Annotated in this window: 18 protein-coding genes; 13 read left to right on the top strand and 5 right to left on the bottom strand. The window is 74.0% G+C overall.

Annotated elements, in window-relative coordinates:
• Positions 1 to 54 precede the first annotated feature (54 nt).
• Positions 55 to 2,334, top strand: a complete 2,280-nt coding sequence (locus tag JAO84_RS12290) for an MMPL family transporter (protein WP_370412904.1) — start codon at positions 55 to 57, stop codon at positions 2,332 to 2,334.
• Between the two features lie 60 nt (positions 2,335 to 2,394).
• On the opposite strand, the gene JAO84_RS12285 is transcribed toward JAO84_RS12290, so the two are convergent.
• Both JAO84_RS12285 and JAO84_RS12280 read right to left on the bottom strand, forming a co-directional pair.
• Positions 2,395 to 2,592, bottom strand: a complete 198-nt coding sequence (locus JAO84_RS12285; RefSeq protein WP_370412903.1) for a helix-turn-helix transcriptional regulator — start codon at positions 2,590 to 2,592, stop codon at positions 2,395 to 2,397.
• Positions 2,593 to 2,821: 229 nt separating this feature from the next.
• On the bottom strand, positions 2,822 to 3,766 hold the full coding sequence (locus JAO84_RS12280; protein ID WP_370412902.1) for a sugar phosphate isomerase/epimerase family protein: 945 nt from the start codon (positions 3,764 to 3,766) through the stop codon (positions 2,822 to 2,824).
• Positions 3,767 to 4,046: 280 nt separating this feature from the next.
• On the opposite strand from JAO84_RS12280, the gene iolC reads away from it, so the two are divergent.
• From iolC to mmsA, 4 genes are read left to right on the top strand one after another with little or no spacing between them, the layout of a single operon-like run.
• Positions 4,047 to 5,006: a 5-dehydro-2-deoxygluconokinase gene (gene iolC, locus JAO84_RS12275; RefSeq protein ID WP_370416734.1), complete on the top strand. Its 960-nt coding sequence runs from the start codon at positions 4,047 to 4,049 to the stop codon at positions 5,004 to 5,006.
• Between the two features lie 30 nt (positions 5,007 to 5,036).
• A complete protein-coding gene (gene iolB, locus JAO84_RS12270; protein WP_370412901.1) occupies positions 5,037 to 5,891 on the top strand; it encodes a 5-deoxy-glucuronate isomerase in 855 nt (284 codons plus the stop codon).
• On the top strand, positions 5,888 to 7,756 hold the full coding sequence (iolD, locus tag JAO84_RS12265) for a 3D-(3,5/4)-trihydroxycyclohexane-1,2-dione acylhydrolase (decyclizing) (RefSeq protein ID WP_370412900.1): 1,869 nt from the start codon (positions 5,888 to 5,890) through the stop codon (positions 7,754 to 7,756). The genes iolB and iolD overlap by 4 nt, the downstream gene beginning before the upstream one ends.
• Positions 7,757 to 7,778: 22 nt before the next feature.
• On the top strand, positions 7,779 to 9,281 hold the full coding sequence (mmsA, locus tag JAO84_RS12260; RefSeq protein ID WP_370412899.1) for a CoA-acylating methylmalonate-semialdehyde dehydrogenase: 1,503 nt from the start codon (positions 7,779 to 7,781) through the stop codon (positions 9,279 to 9,281).
• A 57-nt stretch (positions 9,282 to 9,338) separates the two neighbouring features.
• Here the strand turns inward: mmsA and JAO84_RS12255 are convergent, their stop codons facing one another.
• Entirely contained in the window at positions 9,339 to 10,259 is a 921-nt protein-coding gene (locus tag JAO84_RS12255; protein WP_370412898.1) for an NADP-dependent oxidoreductase, read from the bottom strand.
• 211 nt (positions 10,260 to 10,470) lie between these two features.
• On the opposite strand from JAO84_RS12255, the gene JAO84_RS12250 reads away from it, so the two are divergent.
• Positions 10,471 to 11,100 carry a DUF4291 domain-containing protein gene (locus tag JAO84_RS12250; protein WP_370412897.1) on the top strand — a complete coding sequence of 210 codons (630 nt, stop codon included), beginning with the start codon at positions 10,471 to 10,473 and terminating at the stop codon, positions 11,098 to 11,100.
• On the opposite strand, the gene JAO84_RS12245 is transcribed toward JAO84_RS12250, so the two are convergent.
• Positions 11,066 to 11,485 carry an N-acetyltransferase family protein gene (locus JAO84_RS12245; protein ID WP_370412896.1) on the bottom strand — a complete coding sequence of 140 codons (420 nt, stop codon included), beginning with the start codon at positions 11,483 to 11,485 and terminating at the stop codon, positions 11,066 to 11,068. The genes JAO84_RS12250 and JAO84_RS12245 overlap by 35 nt on opposite strands.
• A 126-nt stretch (positions 11,486 to 11,611) precedes the next feature.
• Here JAO84_RS12245 and JAO84_RS12240 point away from each other — a divergent pair, with 126 nt between their 5' ends.
• Positions 11,612 to 14,509 carry an alpha/beta fold hydrolase gene (locus JAO84_RS12240; RefSeq protein WP_370412895.1) on the top strand — a complete coding sequence of 966 codons (2,898 nt, stop codon included), beginning with the start codon at positions 11,612 to 11,614 and terminating at the stop codon, positions 14,507 to 14,509.
• Positions 14,506 to 15,378, top strand: coding sequence for an ABC transporter permease (locus JAO84_RS12235; RefSeq protein WP_370412894.1), 873 nt, complete (start codon positions 14,506 to 14,508; stop codon positions 15,376 to 15,378). The genes JAO84_RS12240 and JAO84_RS12235 overlap by 4 nt, the downstream gene beginning before the upstream one ends.
• Before the next feature lie 28 nt (positions 15,379 to 15,406).
• Here JAO84_RS12235 and JAO84_RS12230 read toward each other — a convergent pair whose 3' ends face one another.
• The gene (locus JAO84_RS12230) at positions 15,407 to 16,117 is read right to left on the bottom strand and encodes a DNA-binding response regulator (RefSeq protein ID WP_265862582.1); all 711 of its coding nucleotides are present in this window, start codon (positions 16,115 to 16,117) and stop codon (positions 15,407 to 15,409) included.
• Between the two features lie 246 nt (positions 16,118 to 16,363).
• Here JAO84_RS12230 and JAO84_RS12225 point away from each other — a divergent pair, with 246 nt between their 5' ends.
• The 5 genes from JAO84_RS12225 to JAO84_RS12205 all read left to right on the top strand — a co-directional run bounded on the left by JAO84_RS12225 (position 16,364) and on the right by JAO84_RS12205 (position 22,971).
• A complete protein-coding gene (locus tag JAO84_RS12225; protein ID WP_370412893.1) occupies positions 16,364 to 17,914 on the top strand; it encodes a von Willebrand factor type A domain-containing protein in 1,551 nt (516 codons plus the stop codon).
• Between the two features lie 25 nt (positions 17,915 to 17,939).
• Complete coding sequence (locus JAO84_RS12220; RefSeq protein ID WP_370412892.1) at positions 17,940 to 18,437, top strand: DUF1772 domain-containing protein; 498 nt, start codon at positions 17,940 to 17,942, stop codon at positions 18,435 to 18,437.
• Positions 18,438 to 18,737: 300 nt separating this feature from the next.
• Positions 18,738 to 19,385, top strand: a complete 648-nt coding sequence (locus tag JAO84_RS12215) for a ScbR family autoregulator-binding transcription factor (RefSeq protein ID WP_370412891.1) — start codon at positions 18,738 to 18,740, stop codon at positions 19,383 to 19,385.
• A gap of 470 nt (positions 19,386 to 19,855) precedes the next feature.
• Positions 19,856 to 20,785, top strand: coding sequence for a BTAD domain-containing putative transcriptional regulator (locus tag JAO84_RS12210; RefSeq protein ID WP_370412890.1), 930 nt, complete (start codon positions 19,856 to 19,858; stop codon positions 20,783 to 20,785).
• Between the two features lie 194 nt (positions 20,786 to 20,979).
• Complete coding sequence (locus JAO84_RS12205; protein ID WP_370412889.1) at positions 20,980 to 22,971, top strand: GAF domain-containing protein; 1,992 nt, start codon at positions 20,980 to 20,982, stop codon at positions 22,969 to 22,971.
• The last annotated feature ends 16 nt before the right edge of the window (positions 22,972 to 22,987 follow it).

Here is a 22,987-nt window from a genome sequence, read left to right as displayed (position 1 = left end):
AATGGGCGACCCCTGCGCGCGTCGCACGGGTCACGGTGAAGGGGACACCGCGTCATGGCCGAAGTCAAGAAAGCCCTGCCCACAGGGGGTGGGCCCGGCCGCTGGACACGACTGGTGACGGCCCGGCCCCGGCTGTCACTGCTCGTCGCGCTGGTCCTCACCGCGCTCGCGGTGCTGGCCGGCGGCGGGGTCGCCGACCGGATGGGCAGCGGCGGCTGGGAGGACCCGGACGCCGAGTCCACCCGGGCCATACAGGTCCTCGAGCGGGAGTTCCCCGCCTCCCAGCCCAATGTGCTGCTCCTGGTCGACGCGGGCTCCGCCGGGGTCGACGCCCCCGCGGTCGCCGCCGAGGCCCGCCGGCTCGCCGAGCGGCTCGACGCCCAGGAGGGCGTCGACGGCGTCGGCTCCTACTGGCAGACCGGCTCCCCGGCGCTGCGCTCGAAGGACGGCCGGCAGGGCGTGATCGCCGCCCGCATCGACGGCGAGGAGAAGGCCGCCGGCGAGATCCTGCAGCGCCTCGCCCCCGAGTTCCGCGGCACCCACGGACCCGTCGAGGTCTCCGTCGGCGGCCCGCTCGCCGTCCGCCACGAGATGCAGACGATCATCCAGGAGGACCTGCTCAGGGCGGAGATGATCGCCCTGCCGATCACCCTCGTCCTGCTCGTCATGGTGTTCGGCAGCGCCGTCGCCGCCGTGCTGCCGCTCGGCATCGGCATCGTCGCGATCCTCGGCACCAACGCCGTGCTGCGCGGCATCACCGAGTTCACCGACGTCTCCGTCTTCGCCCAGAACCTCACCACCGCCCTGGGCCTCGGACTCGCCATCGACTACGCCCTGTTCGTGGTCCGGCGCTTCCGCGAGGAGCTGGCCGGCGGCGCCGACACCCGCACCGCCGTGGCCACCACCCTGCGCACCGCCGGACGGACCGTGCTCTTCTCCGCCCTCACCGTCGCCGTCTCGCTCGCCGCGATGCTGGTCTTCCCGCAGTACTTCCTGCGCTCCTTCGCCTACGCGGGCATCGCCGTCGTCCTGCTCGCCGCCGCGGCCGCCCTGATCCTGCTGCCCGCCGCGCTGCTGCTGCTCGGCGACCGGGTCAACGCCCTGGACCTGCGCCGGGTCCTCCGGCGACGGGGCACCGCCGATGCCGGGCGGGCGGAGGGCGCCGGATGGGGGCGGGCGGCCGGTCTCGTGATGCGGCGGGCGCCGTGGTTCGCCGCCGTCACGGCCGCCGGCCTGGTGCTGCTCGGACTGCCGTTCCTCGGCGTGAAGTTCGGCACCGCCGACGACCGACAGCTGCCCGTCACCGCCGAGTCCCGCGTCGTGCAGGACCAGCTCCGCGAGGGCTTCCCCGGCAACCCCGGCGGCGCGCTCACCGTGCTCGCCGAGGGCCCGGCCACCGCCGCCCAGTACGAGGACTACCGCACCCGCATCGCGGCCCTCGAAGGCGTCGCCCGGGTCGACGGGCCGGTCACCGCCGGCACAGCAGGTGCCGCCGGTGCAGCCGAATCCGCGGGCGCCGGCGGGCGGACCCACGCGTACTACACCGTCGTCCCCGAGGGCGAGGGAGTCGGCGCCGGAGCCCAGCGCGTGGTCGGCGAACTGCGCGCCGAGGAAGCCCCCTTCGCGACCTCCGTCACCGGCGCCGCGGCCGTCCTGGTCGACTCCAAGGACGCCATCGGCGAGCGTCTGCCCTGGGCCGCCGCCATCGTCGCGATCGTCACCCTGATCCTGGTCTTCCTGCTCACCGGCAGCGTCGTCGTCCCGCTCCAGGCCGTCGTGCTCAACGCCCTCAGCCTCACCGCCATGTTCGGTGCCGTCGTCTGGGTCTTCCAGGAGGGACACCTCGCCGGGCTCCTCGGCTTCACCTCCACCGGCGACATCGAGACCACCCTGCCCGTCCTCATGTTCTGCGTGGCCTTCGGACTCTCCATGGACTACGGGGTGTTCCTGCTCTCCCGCATCAAGGAGGAGTACGACGCCACCGGCGACCACGAGGGCGCCGTCCGGCACGGACTGCGCCGCACCGGCGGGCTGATCACCGCAGCGGCCGTCATCCTGGCCGTCGTCATGGTCGCCATCGGCACCAGCCGGGTCACCAACACCAAGATGCTCGGCCTCGGCGTGGCCCTCGCCGTCCTCATGGACGCCATGGTGGTGCGCAGCCTGCTCGTTCCGTCCGTGATGAAGCTGACCGGCCGCCTCACCTGGTGGGCGCCCGCGCCGCTGCGCCGGCTCCATGCCCGCTTCGGCATCAGCGAGGGCGGCATACCCGGGGCGCCCGCCCCCGAGGCGGGCGCCGCCCGCGAGCCCGAGAAGGAGACCGTCGCCGGATGACGGACGGCCCCGCACCGCGCGGCCGCGCGGTGCGGGCCCCGGGGGCCTCGGGGCGGCGGCTCAGTTCCGGCGGCTCCGGTTCCCCGGCCGGTTCGCGACCCAGGCGCGGATGGTGTCCGGGCTCCAGTAGGGCTTGCCCGACTCCACGTGGTCGGGCACGGGCAGCAGTCCGTGCTTCCGGTAGGAGCGGACCGTGTCCGGCTGCACCTTGATGTGCGCGGCGATGTCCTTGTACGACCAGAGCCTTCTGTCGGTCATGGCGTGGCACCTCTCCTGCGTGCCCGGCAGGGCGGCGGGGGCGCCGTCGGGGGAGCTGCCGGACGTCACTGGTGATCACTCGTGACGCGTGATCACTGAGCCTGTGCCCGGTCGACGGCCCCTTCCGACGGGAGGAGAGAGGCTGTCGAACGCCTGTGACGGAAAACCCGCGTAACGGAGACATGCGTGACGAAGGAGCGACGGCCGTGACGAAAGTGACGCACGATCATCAGACGCCACAGGAGCGGAGGAAGCGGCGGGTGCGCTCCGCGATGGGGTAGGGGGCGTCGGGCTCGCAGGGGTACATGTCCTGCTCGACGATGGCGAACAGGTCCACGTCCAGGGCGCGCGCCGCGTCGAGCACCGGCTCCAGGGCCGGCACCCCGGCCGGCGGCTCGCACATCACACCCTGGGCCACCGCCGGGCCGAAGGGCAGCTCCTCGGCCACCACCCGGGCGAGCACCGCCGGGTCGACCTGCTTGAGGTGGAGGTAGCCGATCCGCTCGCCGTAGGTCTCGATCAGCTTCACGCTGTCGCCGCCGCAGTAGGCGTAGTGCCCGGTGTCCAGGCACAGCGCCACCAGGTCGGGGTCGGTGGCGTCGAGGAAGCGGGTGACGTTCTCCTCGGTGTCGAGGTGGGTGTCGGCGTGCGGATGGACCACGATCCGCAGCCCGTAGCGCTCCCGCACCTCATGGCCGAGGCGCTCGGTCAGACCGGTCAGCTGCCGCCACTGTTCGGCCGTGAGGGTGCGGTCCTCCAGGACCTCGCCGGTGCGGTCGTCCCGCCAGAAGGAGGGGATCACCACCAGATGTTCCGCGCCCATGGCCTGGGCGAGCGCCGCGTTCTCGGCGACATGGGCCCAGGTCCGCTCCCACCCGGCCGGCCCGTGGTGGAGCCCGGTGAACACGGTCGCCGCCGAGACCCGAAGCCCCCGGCTGCCCGTCTCCTCGGCGAGCAGGCCCGGATCGGTCGGCAGATAGCCGTACGGGCCGAGCTCGATCCACCCGTAGCCGGCGCCCGCCACCTCGTCCAGGAACCGCTGCCACGGCACCTGCCGCGGATCGTCGGGGAACCACACCCCCCACGAGTCCGGGGCGGAACCGACTCTGATCCGCGACGGCTGGGGGGAGGCTGACGGGGGCGGCGCGGGCCGCCGAGGTGACGGATTCGTCATGAATGCCACCTTGGGGCGGACTCCTGGGGGCGTCAAGACGGCGTCGGGCAGTACGTGCGGCGGCACGCCCGGTCGCGCCCGGGGGCACGTCCGGCGGCGCGTCCGGATGGCAGGACCTGTCGTTGACACGCCCCAGGGCCGTGGATAGACCTGAGGACGTGGGCCCACCAGGGCCGAGGCGAGAGGTGACGTGCCGATGACGGCGGAACCGGAGCACCGGCGGGACGGCCGCCCCGACGACCCGATCGGGCGGGACCCGGTCGCGTACGACCTGATCACGATGGGGCGCCTCGGTGTGGACCTGTACCCGTTGCAGAGCGGGGTGGAGCTGGCCCGGGTGGAGAGCTTCGGGAAGTTCCTCGGCGGCTCCCCGGCCAATGTGGCCGTCGCCGCCGCGCGGCTCGGCTGCCGCACCGCGCTGATCAGCCGGACCGGGGCCGACCCGTTCGGGGAGTACCTGCGCCGCGAGCTCCGGGCCTTCCGGGTGGACGAGCGGTGGGTCACCGAGGTCGCCGCGTACCCCACCCCGGTCACCTTCTGCGAGATCTTCCCGCCCGACCACTTCCCGATCCACTTCTACCGCCGCCCCAAGGCCCCCGACCTGGAGATCCACCCCCACGAGCTGGACCTCCACGCACTCCGGGCGGCCCGCGCGCTGTGGGTCACCGGCACCGGCCTGAGCGCCGAACCCAGCCGCACCGCGACCCTCGCGGCGCTGCGCGAGCGGGCCGCCGCGGCCGGACCCGGGGCGTTCACCGTCCTCGACCTCGACTGGCGCCCCGCCCTCTGGGACGCCCCCGGCGAGGCCGGCCCGCTGTACGCGGAGGCGCTGCGGCACGTGACCGTCGCCGTCGGCAACCTCGACGAGTGCGAGGTCGCCACCGGCGAGCGCGAGCCGTACGCCGCCGCCCGCGCCCTGCTCGCCGCCGGTGTCCGGCTCGCCGTCGTCAAACAGGGCCCCAAGGGCGTCCTCGCGCTCGCCGCCGACGGCACCACCGCCGAGGTCCCGCCGCTGCCGGTCGAGGTGGTCAACGGCCTCGGCGCCGGCGACGCCTTCGGCGGCGCGCTCGCCCAGGGACTGCTCGCCGGCCTCGACCTGGAACTGCTGCTGCGCCGGGCCAACGCGGCGGGCGCGATCGTGGCCGGCCGGCTCGCCTGCTCGCCCGCCATGCCGTACGCCGAGGAGATCGACCTGGCCCTCGCCACCGGCGACGCCTCGATCCCGGAGCACCCCCGATGACGGGGCGCCCCGGCGGGTAGGGACATGACCATGGACTCCACGCTCGCCCTCCATCTCCCCGCCGGCTCGGCCGCCCGCGGCCCGTACGACGTCGACATCGACCCCGAGCGGGCCGGCTGGACGCACAGCTCGCTGCGGGTGCTCGATCTGCCGCCCGGCGGGACCCACGAGTTCGAGACGGGGAACAGCGAATGGGTGGTGCTTCCGCTGGCCGGGGGCGGTACGGTGCGCGTCGACGGGGAAATCCTCGAACTCGTGGGCCGCGACAGCCCGTTCGACGGGGTCTCGGACTTCGCCTACGTACCCAGGGACGCCCACGCCCAGATCGCCTCCGGTGCGGGAGGCCGCTTCGCTTTGGCAGGAGCGAAGTGCGAGCGACGACTCCCCGCACGCTACGGCTCCGCGCCGGAGGTTCCCGTCGAGACCCGGGGCAGCGGCAACCGCACCCGCGAGGTGCGCAACTTCGCCGCGGCGAACGTCTTCCCCTGCGACCGGCTGATCGCCGTCGAGGTGATCACCCCCGGCGGCAACTGGTCCTCCTACCCGCCGCACAAGCACGACGAGCACCGCCCGGGCACGGAGTCCGTCCTGGAGGAGATCTACTACTACGAGGTGTCCGCGCCACCCGCAGCCCCGCCCGGCACCCCGCACCACGCCCCGCCCGGCTACGCCTACCAGCGGATCACCCCCTCCCGCCCCGGCGGCGCCGAGCTGCTCGCCGAGGTCCGCACCGGCGACGCCGTCCTCGTCCCCGACGGCTGGCACGGCCCGTCGATCGCCCAGCCCGGGCACCCGCTCTACTACCTCAACGTCATGGCCGGACCCGGCCCCGAGCGGGAGTGGCGGATCAGCTTCCACCCCGACCACACGGAGGGATACAAGTGACCCGGCTGACCGTCGCCCAGGCCCTGGTGCGCTTCCTCGCCGCCCAGCACACCGAGCGCGACGGCGTGCGGCAGCGGCTCGTCACCGCCACCTGGGGCATCTTCGGCCACGGCAACGTCGCCGGGATCGGCCAGGCGCTCGTCGAGCACGCCGACCTCATGCCGTACCACCAGGGGCGCAACGAACAGGCCATGGTGCACGCGGCCGTCGGCTACGCCCGCCAGTCCCGGCGGCTCCGGATCCACGCCGTCACCACCTCCATCGGCCCCGGCGCCACCAACCTCGTCACCGGCGCCGCGCTCGCCACGATCAACCGGATCCCGGTCCTCCTGCTGCCCGGCGACACGTTCGCCACTCGCCCCGCCGACCCCGTGCTCCAGCAGCTCCAGGTCCCGTACGCCGGCGACGTCTCCGTCAACGACTGTCTGCGCCCGGTGTCGAGGTACTTCGACCGGATCGTCCGCCCCGAGGCGCTGATCCCGGCCGCCCTCGAAGCGATCCGGGTCCTCACCGACCCCGCCGAGACCGGCGCCGTCACCCTCGCGCTCCCGCAGGACGTGCAGACCGAGGCGTACGACTGGCCCGAGGCGTTCTTCGCCGAGCGGACCTGGCGGGTGCGCCGCCCGTCACCGGACGAGGGCGAACTGGACGCGGCGGCGGAGGCGATCGGCCGGGCCGCCCGCCCGCTGATCGTCGCGGGCGGCGGCGTCAAGTACAGCGGGGCCGAGGAGTCGCTCTCCGACTTCGCCGCACGGACCGGCATCCCGGTCGCCTCCACCCAGGCCGGCAAGGGCGCGCTGCCCCACGGCCACCCCCAGGACGTGGGCGGCATCGGCCACACCGGCACCGCCGTCGCCGACCACCTGGCCCGTACCGCCGACGTGGTGATCGGGGTCGGCACCCGCTGGAGCGACTTCACCACCGCGTCCTCGACCCTGTTCGGCCACCCCGCCGTGCGGTTCGTCAACCTCAACATCGCCGCCGTCGACAGCCACCGCATGGCGGCGCTCCCCCTGGTCGCGGACGCCCGCGAGGGCCTGGAGCAACTCCACGGTCTCCTTGAGCAGCACCATGTCACCGAGCACTACGTGCACGAGTACGCGGAGGAGAAGCTGCGCTGGGAGGCCCGTACCGACGCCGCCTACGCCGCGTCCGACCCGCGCGCCCGCCCCACCCAGGCGCAGGTCCTCGGCGTACTCGACACCCTGGTCACCGGGGACGACATCCTGATCAACGCGGCCGGCTCACTCCCCGGCGACCTCCACAAGCTGTGGCGGACCCGTTCCGTCGACCAGTACCACGTCGAATACGGCTACTCCTGCATGGGATACGAGATCCCGGCGGCCGTCGGCGTCTCGCTCGCCGCGCCCGGCCGGCCGGTGTGGGCGCTGGTCGGCGACGGTACGTATCTGATGAACCCCACCGAAATCGTCACCGCCGTGCAGGAGGGACTGCCGATCAAGCTGGTGATCCTCGACAACCACGGCTACGCGTCGATCGGCGGCCTGTCGGAGGCGGTGGGCGCCGAGCGCTTCGGCACCGGCTACCGCTTCCGCGCGGAGGACGGCGGCTTCACCGGGCCGCCCCTGCCCGTCGACCTCGCCGCCAACGCCGCCTCGCTCGGCCTGCGGGTGCGGCGCGCCCGTACCGTACGTGACCTGCGGGAAGCCCTCGCGGACGCCCGGCAGGCCACGGTTCCCACATGTGTCTACGTGGAGACCGAAACGGACGACAGTGTGTCGGGCCCGCCCCCCGCCCAGGCGTGGTGGGATGTGCCCGTGGCCGCGATTTCGACCCGCCCGTCGGCGGTCAAGGCCCGCGAGGAGTACGACCGGCACGTCACCGCCCGACGCCGCCACCTGTAGCAGCCAGAAGGAGCATTCCGTCATGACGAAGACCGTCAACCACTGGATCGGTGGCAAGAGCGTCGAGGGCACGTCGGGCAACTGGGGCCCGGTCACCGACCCGGCCACCGGCGCCGTCACCACGCAGGTCGCGCTCGCCTCCGCCGACGAGGTCGACACGGCGGTCGCCGCCGCCAAGGCCGCGTACGCCACCTGGGGCACCTCCTCGCTGGCCCAGCGCACCACGATCCTGTTCCGCTTCCGCGCGCTGCTCGACGCCAACCGCGACGCGATCGCCGAGCTGATCACCGCCGAGCACGGCAAGGTGCACTCCGACGCGCTCGGCGAGGTCGCCCGCGGCCTGGAGATCGTCGACCTGGCCTGCGGCATCACCACCCAGCTCAAGGGCGAGCTGTCCACCCAGGTCTCCAACCGGGTCGACGTGGCCGCCATCCGCCAGCCGGTCGGCGTGGTCGCCGGCATCACCCCGTTCAACTTCCCGGCGATGGTGCCGATGTGGATGTTCCCGCTGGCCATCGCCTGCGGTAACACCTTCATCCTCAAGCCGAGCGAGAAGGACCCGTCGGCCTCCCTGAAGATCGCCGAGCTGCTCGCCGAGGCGGGCCTGCCGGACGGCGTCTTCAACGTCGTGCACGGCGACAAGGTGGCCGTGGACCGGCTCCTGGAGCACCCGGACGTCTCCGCGGTCTCTTTCGTCGGCTCGACCCCGATCGCCCGCTACATCCACACCACCGCCTCCGCCAACGGCAAGCGCGTCCAGGCGCTCGGCGGCGCCAAGAACCACATGCTGGTTCTCCCGGACGCCGACCTCGACGCGGCCGCCGACGCGGCGGTGAGCGCCGCCTACGGCTCCGCCGGCGAGCGCTGCATGGCGATCTCCGCGGTCGTCGCGGTCGGCTCCATCGGCGACCAGCTCGTCGAGAAGATCCGCGAGCGCGCCGAGAAGATCAAGATCGGCCCCGGCAACGACCCGACCTCCGAGATGGGTCCGCTCATCACCGCCGTCCACCGCGACAAGGTCGCCTCCTACGTGCACGGCGCGGCGGACGAGGGCTGCGAGGTCGTCCTCGACGGCACCGGCTACACGGTCGACGGCCACGAGAACGGCCACTGGATCGGCCTCTCCCTCCTCGACCACGTCCCGACCTCGGCCAAGGCCTACCAGGACGAGATCTTCGGCCCGGTCCTCTGCGTCCTGCGCACCGAGACCTACGAGGAGGGCGTCGCCCTCATCAACGCCTCGCCGTTCGGCAACGGCGTCGCCATCTTCACCCGCGACGGCGGCGCCGCCCGCCGCTTCCAGCTGGAGATCGAGGCCGGCATGGTCGGCGTCAACGTGCCGATCCCGGTCCCGGTGGGCTACCACTCCTTCGGCGGCTGGAAGGACTCGCTCTTCGGCGACCACCACATCTACGGCAACGACGGCGTGCACTTCTACACCCGCGGCAAGGTCGTCACCACCCGCTGGCCGGACCCCTCCGACGCCCCGGCCGGCGTCGACCTGGGCTTCCCGCGCAACCACTGATCGCCACTCAGGTGGCCCCCAGGCGCGTTCGCGCTTGGGGGCCTTGTGGCCGGGGGCTCAGTCCTCGGCGACGCGGATGATCGTCCTGCCGGGCGTGCGCTTGGCCGGGGTGAAGGCGGCGGGCGCCTCGGCGAGTGGGTGGACGGCGCCGACGAGCGGCTTGAGGCGCCCGTCGCGCACCCGCTGGGCGAGCTGCGACAGGCGGGTCCGGTCCGGTTCGACGACGAAGAAGACGGCGTGGGCGTCGCGGGGGCGGACGGTCACCGGCTCGGCGATGGTGACCAGGGTGCCGCCGGGGCGGACAAGCGCGGCGGAGCGTTCGAGGATCTCGCCGCCGATCACGTCGAACACCACGTCCACCTCGCCGATGCCCTCCAGCCTGTCGGCCTGGAGGTCGACGAAGGCGTCCACGCCCAGGCCGAGGGCGGTGTCGCGGTCGGCCGCCCGGCCGGTGCCGATCACCCGGGCGCCGGCCTCGCGGGCCAGCTGCACCGCGAGCGACCCGACGCCGCCCGCCGCGCCGTGGACGAGCACGCTCTGGCCGGTGCGCAGCCGGCCGTGGTCGAACAGGGCCTGCCAGGCGGTGAGCCCGGAGATCGGCAGCGCGGCGGCCGTGACGTGGTCGACATCGGCAGGGAGCGGGGCGAGGTTGCGGGCCTCGACCGCGACGTACTCGGCCAGTGACCCGTCGCGCGCCCAGTCGGCGAGCCCGAACACCCGCTGCCCGACCGTCAGCCCGGTGGTGCCGTAGCCGAGCCCGGTGACCACGCCGGACAGCTCGTGGCCGGGCACGCTCGGGGTCCGGTCGCGACCCGCCCGGTCGGTCCAGGTGGCGGGCCAGGTCAGCTCACCCGGGGTGAATCCGGCGGCGTGGACCCGCACGATGACGTCGTTCTCGGCGGCGTGCGGGTGGGGCAGCTCGGAGAGGGTCAGGCCGCCGACACCGGCGTCGCGGTCCTTGACGGTGATGGCTTGCATGAGGAGTTCCTCCGAGTGGGTCCGAGTGATCCGAGTGATCCGAGTGAGGGGACGTCCATGGCACGGGCGGGCCGCCCGCCCGCCAGACCCATCCCAGCGCCGTGGGCCGCTCTCCGCCACCGCAGGCACCCCGGCGGACGGCTGCCCACCCGGGCCGGCGGGGGAGGTAAACCGGTGGCCCCGGGGATGTGGTCGCGCGCACCCTGGGGGCATGTCCGTTCCGCCGAAGCATCAGATCCGCGCCCTGCACACCGACTCGACGGTGACCGTGTACCAGGCCTACCGCCCGGAGATCGGCCTTCCGGCCGCCCGTGACGGACGCTTTCCGGCGGAGTGGAAGCGGGACCGGATGACCTGGATCAAGCCGTCGTTCCTGTGGATGATGTACCGCTGCGGCTGGGGGCTGAAGGAGGGGCAGGAGGTCGTGCTCGCCGTCGAGATCCGGCGGGACGGCTTCGAGTGGGCGTTGCGGAACGCCGCCCTCTCCCACTACGTGCGCGGCCTCCACACCGACCGGGCCGACTGGCAGCGGGAGTTGAAGCGCGCACCGGCCCGGGTGCAGTGGGATCCCGAGCGGGACCTGCACCTGAGCGCGCTCGGCCACCGGTCGCTGCAGCTCGGGCTCGCCGGGGAGGCGTCGCGGCGGTACGCCGACGAGTGGACGGTCGCGATCCGGGACGTGACGCCGCTCGCCCACGAGATCCACGGGCTCGTACGGGAGGGGCGCCTGGCGGAGGCCGGGCGGCTGCTGCCGCAGGAGCGGCCGTACCCCGTGCCGGACGGGCTCCTCGACCGGGTGCTCCCCGTCAGGACCGGGGAAACGACCAGCCCCGCATCGTGAACACGCCCTCGTCCACCGCGCCCGCCGCCGCGTACGTCCGCAGCGCGGGCTCGTTGTCCGTGTCCACGCCCACCCACATGCCGTAACAGCCCCGCGCCCGGGCCTCCGCCGCGAGCGCCTCGGTGAGGGCGCGGCCGATGCCGCGGCGGCGATGGGCCTCGTCGACGGAGAGCTCGTACAGGCACAGCTCCACGCCCTTGTCCGGGTGGTGCATCTCGATGCCGGAGACGAAGCCGGCCGGGGTGCCGTCGGGCGCGTAGGCGATGAGCAGCACATGGCCGGGGGCGGCGAGGAAGGCCGCCGCCCAGTCCTCGCGGGGCGGCGCGTCGTACAGGTGCGCCGCCGCGAGCAGCTCCGCCACCGTGGTGGCCCGCCGGATCTCCACCGTGCACCTCCCGTGCCGCGTACCGCGCCTGGTGTACGGGACGGTACCGCGTACGACCGGAGGAGGCCTCCGAGTTCCGACCGGGGCACCCGGGGCGCGGCCCCCGGTCCGCCTAGGCTCGATGCCATGCAGCTGCGACTTCCCCGCAAGGGCCTGCGGCGGTGGGCCGCGGCCGGCGCCGCGCTCGCCGTGCTCCTCGGCGGCGCCGGCACCTGGACCGCCGTCGCCTCCGACGGGCCCGCGCCCGTGCACCGCGCGGACCGGATGCTCGACCTCGACGGCGTACGGCTCGACACCTCGTACTTCACCGCGGGCGACGATGCCGGGCGCCGCCCCGCCGTGCTCCTCGGCCACGGCTTCGGCGGCTCCAAGGACGATGTCCGCGCCCAGGCCGAACGGCTGGCCCGCGACGGCTACGCCGTCCTCACCTGGTCCGCGCGCGGCTTCGGCGCCTCCACCGGACAGATCGGCCTCAACGACCCGGAGCGCGAGGTCAAGGACGTCCGCGGGCTCGTCGACTGGCTCGCCGCCCGGCCCGAGGTCCTGCTCGACAAGCCGGGCGACCCGCGCGTCGGCATCACCGGCGCGTCCTACGGCGGCGCGGTCGCGCTGCTCGCCGCCGGCCACGACCCGCGCGTCGACGCGGTCGCGCCGCAGATCACGTACTGGAACCTCGCCGACGCGCTGTTCCCGAACGGCGTCTTCAAGAAGCTGTGGTCGGGCATCTTCTTCTCGGCGGGCGCGACCGCCCCGCGCGGCTCAGGCCCGAACGGGCAGGCCCCGGCGGACCCGACCGCTCCGGCGGCCCCGAAGGGCGCCGACACGCCCGGCGCGGCGCCGGCCCCGACGGCCTCGGCGGGCCGGCCGGGCACGTCTCGGGACGGCTCGATTCCGGGTGCCACGCCCGCCACCGCCGCCGGCACGCCCGCCGCCCCCACCGCCTGTGGGCGCTTCAGCCCCGAGGTCTGTGCCCTCTACCAGCGGGTCGCCGTGTCCGGGCGGCCCGATCCCGCCGCCCGCGCTCTCCTGGAGGCGCGCAGCCCGTCCGCCGTCGGCGCGCGCATCAAGGTGCCCGCGCTGATCGTGCAGGGGCAGGCCGATTCGCTGTTCACGCTCGATCAGGCCGACGCCATGGCCCGGACCATCGCGGGCAACGGCGCGCCCGTCGCCGTCGACTGGACCGCCGGCGGGCATGACGGCGGCGACCGCGAGACCGACCGGATCGAGGGCCGGATCGGCGCCTGGTTCGACCGCTATCTGAAGCAGGACACCGGCGCCGACACCGGCCCGGCCTTCCGGGTCAGCCGGACCGGCGGCGTGGACTCCACCGACGGCCGGGCCACCCTGCGCGGCGCCACCGCCGACCGCTACCCCGGGCTCGCCGCGGGTACGGTGAAGGTGGCCCTCTCCGCGCAGGCCGGCGCCCCGGCGGGCACCCCCGCCGACCGCCCGGCGAATGCCACGGCCGAGGGCAGGACCGCCTCGGCCACCGGCCCCTCCGCCCCGCGCCCCTTCGCCAACCCGGCCGGCGCCAACCCGCCCGCCCTGTCCGCCGTGCCCGGGCTCGGCGGCGGGCTGAGCCAGTTGTCCTCCCTCGGCGCGGGCTTCTCCCTCGACTTCCCCGGTCAGTTCGCCGCCTTCGACGCCCGGCCGCAGTCCGCGCCGCTGCGGATCACCGGCACGCCCACCGTCCGGGTGCGGGTCACCTCGACCGCCCCCGACGGTTCGGCCGTCGTCTTCGCCAAGGTGTACGACCTGGGGCCGGACGGCCGGCAGCAGGTGCTGCCCGCCCAGCTCGTCGCCCCGGTCCGGATCGACGGCGCCGCCCGGGGCCGCACCGTCGACCTCACCCTCCCGGCCGTCGACCACGAGGTCCCGGCCGGGCACCGGCTGCGTCTTGTGCTCGCCGCGACCGACCTCGGCTACGCGTCCCCGGCCGCCCCCGCCACGTACACCGCCGCCGTCGAGGGCCCGCTGACCGTGCCGACCGCGCCGGCCGTCACCACCCAGGCCACCGGCCTTCCGTGGTGGGCCTGGGGCCTGCCGCTCGGCGGCGCCGTCGTGGCCGCCGTGCTGCTGCTGACCGCCCGGCGCCGCACCACGGCCCCCGCCCCGGACCCCGAACTGGCCCACGTACCCCTGCAGATCACCGGCCTCAGCAAGAAGTACGCGGGCGGCGACCGGTACAGCGTCCGCGAGCTGTCGTTCCGGGTCGAACAGGGCCAGGTCCTCGGCCTGCTCGGCCCCAACGGCGCCGGCAAGACCACCACCCTGCGCATGCTGATGGGCCTGATCACCCCCGACGAGGGCGAGATCCGGGTCTTCGGGCACGCCATCCGGCCCGGCGCCCCGGTGCTGTCCAGGGTCGGCGCCTTCGTCGAGGGCGCCGGGTTCCTGCCGCACCTGTCCGGGCGGGAGAACCTGGAGCTGTACTGGGCCTCCACCGGCCGCCCCGCCGAGGACGCCCACCTCGACGAGGCGCTGCGCATCGCCAACCTCGGCGGCGCCCTGCAGCGCTCCGTGCGCACCTACTCGCAGGGCATGCGGCAGCGGCTCGCCATCGCCCAGGCCATGCTGGGCCTGCCCGACCTGCTGATCCTGGACGAGCCGACCAACGGGCTCGACCCGCCGCAGATCCGCGAGATGCGGGAGGTGATGATCCGGTACGCGGCCGGGGGCCGGACCGTCATCGTCTCCAGCCACCTCCTCGCCGAGGTCGAACAGTCCTGCACCCACCTCGTGGTGATGGACCGCGGCGGCCTCGTCCAGGCCGGCCCGGTCGGCGAGATCACCGGCAACGGCGACACCCTGCTCGTCACCCTGGCGGGCCCGGTGCCGGACCCGGTGGTGGAGAAACTGGCCGCCGTACGGACCGACGCGGGCCTGCTCGTACCGCTCGACGGCCGGACCGCCACCGAACTCATCGGCGAACTCGTCCGGCTCGAACTGCCGGTGACCGGCGTCGGACCGCACCGGCGGCTCGAGGACGCGTTCCTGACCCTGATCGGAGGAGAGACGGCATGACGACCGCTACCGACGCACCCGCCGCCGCCACCGCGACCGGTTACGCGCCGGGCCGCACCCTGCCGCTGCGGGTCGAGGCCCTGCGCCAGCTCAAGCGCCGCCGCACCCTGGTCATGGGGCTGATCCTGGCCGCCCTCCCGTTCGTCCTCATCGTCGCCTTCGCCATCGGCGGCTCACCGGACGGCGCCGAGAACGGCCGGATCACCCTGATGGACACGGCGACCGCCTCGGCCGCCAACTTCGTCGCCACCTGTCTCTTCGTCTCCGCGGGCTTCCTCCTGGTGATCCCGGTCGCCCTCTTCTGCGGCGACACCGTGGCCTCCGAGGCCGGCTGGTCCTCACTGCGCTATCTGCTTGCCGCACCCGTGCCGCGCGCCCGGCTGCTGTGGTCCAAGCTCGCCGTGGCCCTCGGCTTCAGCGCCGCCGCGATGCTGCTCCTTCCGCTGGCCGCGCTCGCCGCCGGCACCGTCGCCTACGGCTGGGGCCCGCTGAAGCTGCCCACCGGCGGCGCGCTCCCGGCCGGCGAGTCGCTGCTGCGGATCGGCATCGCCGTCGCCTTCGTCTTCGTGTCCCAACTCGTCACCGCGGGCCTCGCCTTCTGGCTCTCCACCCGCACCGACGCACCTCTGGGCGCGGTCGGCGGCGCCGTCGGACTCACCATCATCGGCAACGTCCTCGACGCGGTCACCGCCCTCGGCGACTGGCGCTCCTTCCTCCCGGCGCACTGGCAGTTCTCCTGGATCGACGCGCTCCAGCCGCAGCTGGAGTGGACGGGCATGGCCAAGGGCGCGGCGGTCTCCGTCACGTACGCCCTGATCCTCTTCGCCCTCGCCTTCCGGGGCTTCGCCCGCAAGGACATCGTGTCCTGAACCGGGACGAACCACCCTTGTCGGCCGTCTAGATCCACCCCCTTCGAGCCGCTTCCGCCCCCGCGCGGAAGCGGCTCGTGGTGCCCAGGGCCGCCATCAGCTCACCCACCCTCCGGCTGTACGTCCGCGGCGACATGCCCAGGCGGGCCGCGGCCGTCTCGTCGGTGAGCCCCGCGAGGAGGGCGTCGAGCACGGGGCGCAGCTGCGGCGGCAGTTCGCGGGCGGGAGGGGTCAGGCCGGCCAGCTCCTGGCTGGTGTCCCACGAGGCGTGATGGGCCCGGACCAGAGCCTGGACGACCACCGGGTCGCGGATCAGGAGCAGCCCGTTGTAGTGCAGCTCCAGGTCGAGCGGGACCGCGGCGACCGTGCGGTCCACGACGATCATCTTGAACGGGATGGTCTCGGCCACCCGGGCCCGGCCGGGGACCCGGACCGCCCCCGCCACCTGGGGGAGGGCGTGCCGGGGCACGATCCGGCGGACCTCGCCGGCCCGCTCCGCCGCCGCGCGCATGCACGCTCCCGCCAGCTCCAGGAACGGCTCGGGGATCGCGCGCGACACGGAGGCCGCCGGGTCGTCGAAGGTCAGCAACTCGTGCCGCGCGGACGCCGCCAGGCCCGCGAGCGCGGCGCTGACCCGGCGGGTGCCGCGCACCGGACGCCCCGGCGGACGCTGCGGCTCCGGCCCGGCCCGGCCCATCGCCGAACGGGCGAGCATCACGGAGCCCGCTGTCTCTGCCACCGCTGACCACCCCCGCCCGATCGGTGTGCCACTCCATGTACGCACGCGACTGCGTACGGTGACAACCCCTGTTGACAAGGATGGCGAATCCCTGCCACGGCAGCGCGCCCCCGCCGCCGTTGCCGCATTGAGATCCTTCCGCAACTCCTTCGTCTGCTCCTTCCGGCCCTCCCGAACGTCACATTCACAAGTGCCGACCTCCCAGGGGGAGATGAGGAGATGGGGGATATGCCCATGAAGCGGATCATGAAGCGAAGGCTGGCCGGTGTGGTCGCCGGAACGCTCGGAGGCGTCCTGCTGGTCGCGGGCTGCGCGGGCGGCGCAAACGGTTCGCGCACCAGTGCGGACGGCTCCCGCGCCGACCGGGGCGCGCCCGCGCCGAACCGTCCGGCCGTCCCCGACGGCGGCAAGGGCGCGGCGGAGAAGGCGCCGAGCAGGGCCCCCGACGGGAAGCCCGCGCCCGCCCCGGACCGGCTGTCCACCTTCGCGCTCGACGTCGACACCGCCTCGTACGGCTACGCCCGCCGCACCCTCGCCGAGGGCCGGCTGCCCGACCCGGCGGACGTCCGCCCCGAGGAGTTCGTCAACAGCTTCAAACCGGACTACCAGCGTCCCGAGGACAACGGCTTCAGCGTCACCGTCGACGGCGCCCGCTCCGACGCGCCCGGCTGGTCCCTCGTACGCGTCGGCCTCGCCACGAAGCCCAGCGACGGCGAACGCCCGCCCGCCGCCCTCACCTTCGTCGTCGACATCTCCGGCTCCATGGGCGAACCGGGCCGCCTCGACCTGGTCAAGGAGTCCCTCGGGCTGCTCGCCGACAAGCTCCGCGACGACGACTCCGTCGCCCTCGTCACCTTCAGCTCCGACGCCGAGACCCGGCTCCCCATGACCCGCGTCGGCCCCAACCGCGGCCGGATCCACGAGGTCGTCGACGCCCTGGAGACCACCTCCTCCACCAACGTCGAGGCGGGCGTCCGCACCGGTTACGACGTCGCCGTCGAGGGCCGCCGCAAGGGCGCCACCAACCGGGTCGTGCTGCTCTCCGACGCCCTCGCCAACACCGGCGACACAGAGGCCTCCGGCATCCTGGAGCGCATCGACAAGGAGCGCCGCACGTACGGCATCACGCTGTTCGGCGTCGGCGTCGGCAGCGACTACGGCGACGCCTTCATGGAGCAGCTCGCCGACAAGGGCGACGGCCACACCAGCTACGTCGGCACCTCCGAGCAGGCCCGCAAGGTCTTCGTCGACCAGCTCCCCAGCCACATCGAACTGCGCGCCCGCGACGCCAAGGCGCAGGTCGCCTTCGACCCGAAGACCGTGGAGAGCTTCAAGCTCATCGGCTACGACAACCGCAAGGTCGCCGACGAGGACTTCCGCGACGACCGGGTGGACGGCGGCGAGGTCGGCGCCGGGCACACCGTGACCGCGCTGTACGCGGTGAAGCTGCGGCCCGGACAGCAGGGCCGGGTCGCCACCGCCACCGTCCGCTGGCTCGACCCCGCGACCCGCGCCCCGCACGAGCGCTCCGGCACCGTCGAGACCGCCGCGCTCACCGCGCCGATCTGGGGCGGCGGCCACGACAGCCTCCAGTTGACCGCCATCGCCGCCTACTTCGCCGACCGGCTGCGCGGCGGCCAGGTGCCCGGCGCCCCGCAGCTGTCCGGCCTCGCGGCCCGCGCGGGCGCCCTCGCCGACCGGTCCCGCTCGGCGTCCGTACGGGAGCTGGCCGAGGCCATCCGGCAGGCCGACCGGCTCGGCGGCCGCGAGGGTTCCGCCGACCCGTACGCGGACTGAGCGGGGCCCCGGCATCATGGAGTTCATGGCCGCCCTGCTGCTCGCCCTCGCCGTCGTGTCCACGGGTCTCTACGCCGGATTCATGCTGATCTTCCGCACCGGGGTCATGCCCGCCCTGGCCCGGCTCTCGGACGAGGAGTTCGTCCGTGCGATGCGGCGGATCAACGAGTACGTGCCGAGGCCGGTTTTCCTGCTGGTCTTCCTGGGGGTCGTGGTCTTCCCGGCGGCCGCCCTGTTCGTGCCGGTCGACGGGCGCACCGACACGCAGAAGTGGCTGGTGGCGGCGGGCCTGGCGGCCGCGGTGGCGAACCATCTGGTCACCGTGGCCGGGAACATCCCGCTCAACACCGCCCTCGCCGCCTCCGAACCGGCCGGCGCGTCTGCCGGTGGGTCTGCCGGTGAGTCGGCGGGCGCGGTACGGGCGGCCTTCGAGCGGCCCTGGAACCGCTTCCACCTCCTCCGCACGCTGCTCGTCCTGGCGGCCTTCGGGCTGCTCACCGCCTCGGCCGTGGTGAGCGGCTGACCGGCCGGTATACCGAACAGGGGACCGGAGGGTCGGTTTTCCGGTCGCCCTGAGTGACGTACGAGGAGAACGAGCACGCTGTCAGGTCGGTGCGAGCGGCACCGACCTGACGTTCTCTTACTCGAGTAGATCGGCAAATGAGCTGGTCAGGGGCGCGTATTCGGCGATGGCCGGGCGTTCGGGTTCATTGCGAACACGGCTTCGGGTATCTTCCAGCTGCCGGAAAATTGGTACCCCAAGGTTTGTTTTCTCGGGCCACCGGGATGCCGGTTCGGGCGCGATGAGAGGGACGTGACTCCCATGGCGAAGCAGGATCGGGCGATCCGTACCCGCAGGGCGATCCTGGAGGCGGCGGCGGCCGTCTTCGACGAGCGGGGCTACGAGGCGGCGAAGCTCTCCGACATCCTCGCCCTCGCCCAGGTGACCAAGGGCGCGCTCTACTTCCACTTCGACTCCAAGGAAGACCTCGCGCACGCGGTGATCGACGCACAGGTGTCCGTGGTGCCCACGCCCCCGCCGCAGACCTGCAAGGTCCAGGAGTTCGTGGACGTCGGCATGGTCTTCGCGCACCGGCTCACCGTCGACCGGGTGCTCAGCGGCAGCGTCCGGCTCACCCTCGACCAGGGCGGTCACGACCTCAACCGCAGCGGCCCCTACCGCGAGTGGACCGACATCAACGTGAGCCTGCTGCGCGAGGCGAAGGGACAGGGTGAGCTGCTGCCGCACGCCGACCCCGAGCAGGTGGCCCCGCTGGTGGTCGGCGCCTACGCCGGGCTCAATCTGATGACCCATGCGCTGGAGGGCGACCGGTCCTCCATGGAGCGCTGGGCCTCCGCGCTCTACCAGCACTTACTGCCCAGCATCGTGGTGCCGGCCGTGCTCACCATGCTGGACCTGGAGCCGGGCCGCGGCGCCCGCGCGCTCGGCCTCACGGACGAGGCCTCCTAGGCGAGGCTCCGGCCGGCCGGGCCCCTCCGGGGAGGCCCTTCCGCGTGAGCCCTTCCACGTGGGGCCTCCCCGCGGCCGTTCCCGGCCCGTACCCCTGGCGTCCCCCGGACGTCATCTCCTGATGCGTCACTTCCTGGTGGTGGGGTGCTTCCCCCTGCGTCCGCGCCGGGCCATCATGATCTCAAAGAAAACCGCCATGCCGGTTTTCTCGTGCCGCTGGCCGGAAGGTGCCCGCACGCCTGCCTGAAAACGAGCGGCAAACCATACCCGTGGGTCCAGTATCTGGATCCGCGAGTACGTTTCCTCACATCCTTACGCGTTGTTGATGGGTCAAAAGTGGGGCGAACCGGGCAAAATTTCCGCCCACGGGGTTCGGAGATTCCATACCGTCCGGTTTCTTATTGACATGCCGCGCGGTCTCTTTTCTAATCGTCCAGGGTCATCCCGTGCGCAGACACTGAGGGGGCAAGGTGGACGTCCGGATCCTGGGGGGACTTTCGGTGTGCGAGAACGGGGTGTCGATCACCCCGACCGCCGCCGCGCCGCGACAGGTGCTCGCGCTGCTCGCCGCCTCCGCCGACCAGGTCGTGCCGGCCACCGTGCTCATGGCCGAACTGTGGCCGTCCGGCGGCCCGCGCGGCGCCCGCGCCGAACTCCACGCGCACATCACGGGACTTCGCGCGCTCATCGCCGCCGCCCTCCACGACGGCGACCGGCGTGCGGGCGAGGGGCGTACGAGCGACGGGCGTACGGGCGAAGGGCGCACCGCGGACGGGCGCACCGCCGAGACCGTGCTCGCCGCCCAGTCCGGCGGCTACCGCCTCGACACCGGCGGCGGCTCCCACGACGTCGGCCGGTTCGAGCGCGCCGCGGGCGCCGGCTACCGCGCCATGGAGGCCGGCGACCTGTCCCGGGCCGCGCTCCGGCTCGGCGAGGCCCTCGCCCTCTGGCGCGGCGAGCCCTACGAGGGCGTGGCCGCCGGCCCCCGGCTGCGCGCCGAGACCGCGCGCCTGGCCGCCTCCCGGATGAGCGTCCTCGACCAGTGGGTGGAGGCGCAGCTGGGCCTCGGCAAGCACGCCGAGATGGTCCCCGAACTCGCCACCCTCGTCGCCCGGCACCCCGTCAACGAGGCGCTGCACGCCCAGTTCATGGTCGCGCTGCTGCGCTCCGGGCGTACTGAGGACGCCCTCGACGTCTACCAGCGCCTGTGCGGCGCGCTCCTCGTCGACGGCGACCGGGAGCCCTCCGCGCGGCTGCGCCGGCTCTACCGCTCGCTGCTCACCGTCCGGGACGGCGCCCGGCCGCCCCGGGTGCCCGCGCAGGCGCCCGGCGTGTGGGCCCGTACGCCCCGGCTCGTACCCGCCTTCGCGGGCGCGTCGTTCGCGGGCGCGCCGGTCTGATCCGGCCGCGCTCCGCCCGCTCCTGACGCCCCGTCGCGCCATGCCGCCCCGGAAGGGGCGCAAGAGGAGCGAACGGGAGCGAACGGGAGGGAAGCGGGAATGAACGGGTGGATCCCACCGTTGACCGACAACTGCACGACAGAGCTGCACGACTGAGCTGCACGACTGAGCTGCACGACAGCGGGAGTTGATAGATGTCCCACCACGGCACGGACGGGGGCGGAAGCGTGGACGCGCTCTCCGTGCTGGAGCTGCTCGCCCAGCAGGCGCCGCCGGAGCGGCTCGCCGAACTGCTCGACGGGGCCCGCGAGGCCGGCCGCCCGGCCGCCGAACTCGCCCATCTGGAGCGGGCCGTGCACCTCGCGACCGGAGTCGCCCAGTCGCTCGCCCGCCGTGAGCAGCGCGGCCTCGCGCTCGACGCGCTCGCCGACACCGTCCGCGACCTCACCCACCCGTACGACCTCGACGGGCTGCTGCGCCTGATCGTCCGCCGCGCCCGCCGGCTCCTCGACCTCGACCTGGCCTGCGTCACCCTGCGCGACGCGCACGGCACGCGCGTGCTGCACAGCAGCGAGGGCGGGCTGACCGTCCTCGACCCGGCCGGCTGCACCGCCGCTCTGGAGCGCGAGGGGCTGGGCGGACTCGTCCATGTCCTCGGCGGACCGGCCTGGACCGAGGACTATCTGACGGACGACCGCTTCCCGCACGTGCCCGCCGTCGACCGGCTGGTGCGCGACGAGGGACTGCGCGCGGTGCTCGCCGTGCCGCTGCGGATCGGCGACACCGTCCTCGGCCTGCTGTACGGCGGGGACCGCAGGGCCCGCCGGTTCGCCGACGGCGAGCTCGGCCTGCTCGCCCCGCTCGCCGACCTGGCCGCCGTCGCCACCGAGAAGGCCGGGCTCCTCGACCAGACCCGCGCCGAGGTCACCGAACTGGAGCAGGACAGCTCCCGCGCCCGTACCGCGCTCACCCGCATGCGCTACATCGGCGAGGCGCACGGCCGGATCATGAACCTGGTGCTGTCCGGCGGCGACCTCCTCGGCGTCGCCAAGACCGCCGGCGACGCCCTCGACGCCTGCGTCCTGGTCCGCGACCCGGGCGGCCGCACGCTCGCCGCCGCCGGCGAGGTCCCCGCCTTCGACGAGGACGCGGTGGCGAAGGCCTCCCTCGACGCGCACGCCGGCCGCCGTCCCGTCCGCGCCCCCGACGACACCCCCCAGACCGGAGTCCCGGCGCAGACCGGCCCCGCGCAGACCTGGGTCGCCCCGGTCATCGCCGGCTCCGAGGACCTCGGCGTCCTCGTCGTCAGCGCCGCCACCCCGCTCACCGGCGAGGACGAGCGCCTGCTCGAACTCGCCGCCCAGTCCGTCGCCTTCCTGCTCCTCATGCAGCGCTCCACCGCCGTCGCCGAGGGCCCCGTCCGCGACGAGCTCCTCGACGACCTGCTCGCCGAGCCGCAGCACGCCCCGCAGCAGATCGCCCAGCGCGCCCGCCGCCTCGGCATCGACCTGCGCAAGCCGCACATCCTGGTGGTGGCCCGGCCCGAGGGCGGCGAGCAGGGCCGCGCCGTCGTGTGGGCGTCCTCGTACGCGTACCGGATGGCGGGTCTCAAGACCGTGCAGGGCGGCTGCATCGTGCTGCTGCTGCCCGGAGTGGACGCCTCCGCCGCCGCGAAGGCCGTCTCCGCCGAACTCGCCCCGCTGCTCGGGCACCCGGTGTCCGTCGGCGCCGCCGGCCCCGGCTGGAGCCCCGACAGCGTCGCCCGGCTCTCCCAGGAGGCCATGCGCTGCCTGGACGCCATGAGCGCGCTCGGCGGCGCCGGTGCCGCCGCGTCCGTCGACGACCTGGGCTTCCTGGGCCTGCTGCTCTCCGACGACCACGACGTGGACGGCTTCATCGAGTCGGCGATCGGCCCCGTACTGGACTACGACGCCGAGCGGTTCACCGACCTCACCCGCACCCTGGAGGCCTACTTCGCCTCCGGCGCCAGCCCCACCAACGCGGCCGAGGCCCTGCACGTGCACCCCAACACGGTCTCCCGCCGCCTGGAGCGCATCGGCGAACTCCTCGGCACCGAATGGCAGAAGCCCGGCCAGGTCCTCGAAGTGCAGCTCGCCCTGCGCCTCCAGCGCACCCGCGACGTCCTGGCCCGCCGCCGCGCCGCCCTGGCCGCGGACCCCGAATAACTCCGTACGGGGTCCG

Origin of the sequence: Streptomyces fradiae (assembly GCF_041270065.1) — a bacterium.
Classification (GTDB): domain Bacteria; phylum Actinomycetota; class Actinomycetes; order Streptomycetales; family Streptomycetaceae; genus Streptomyces.
The sequence above is the reverse complement of the archived record's forward strand: the minus strand, read 5'-3'. Positions and strand labels throughout refer to the sequence as shown.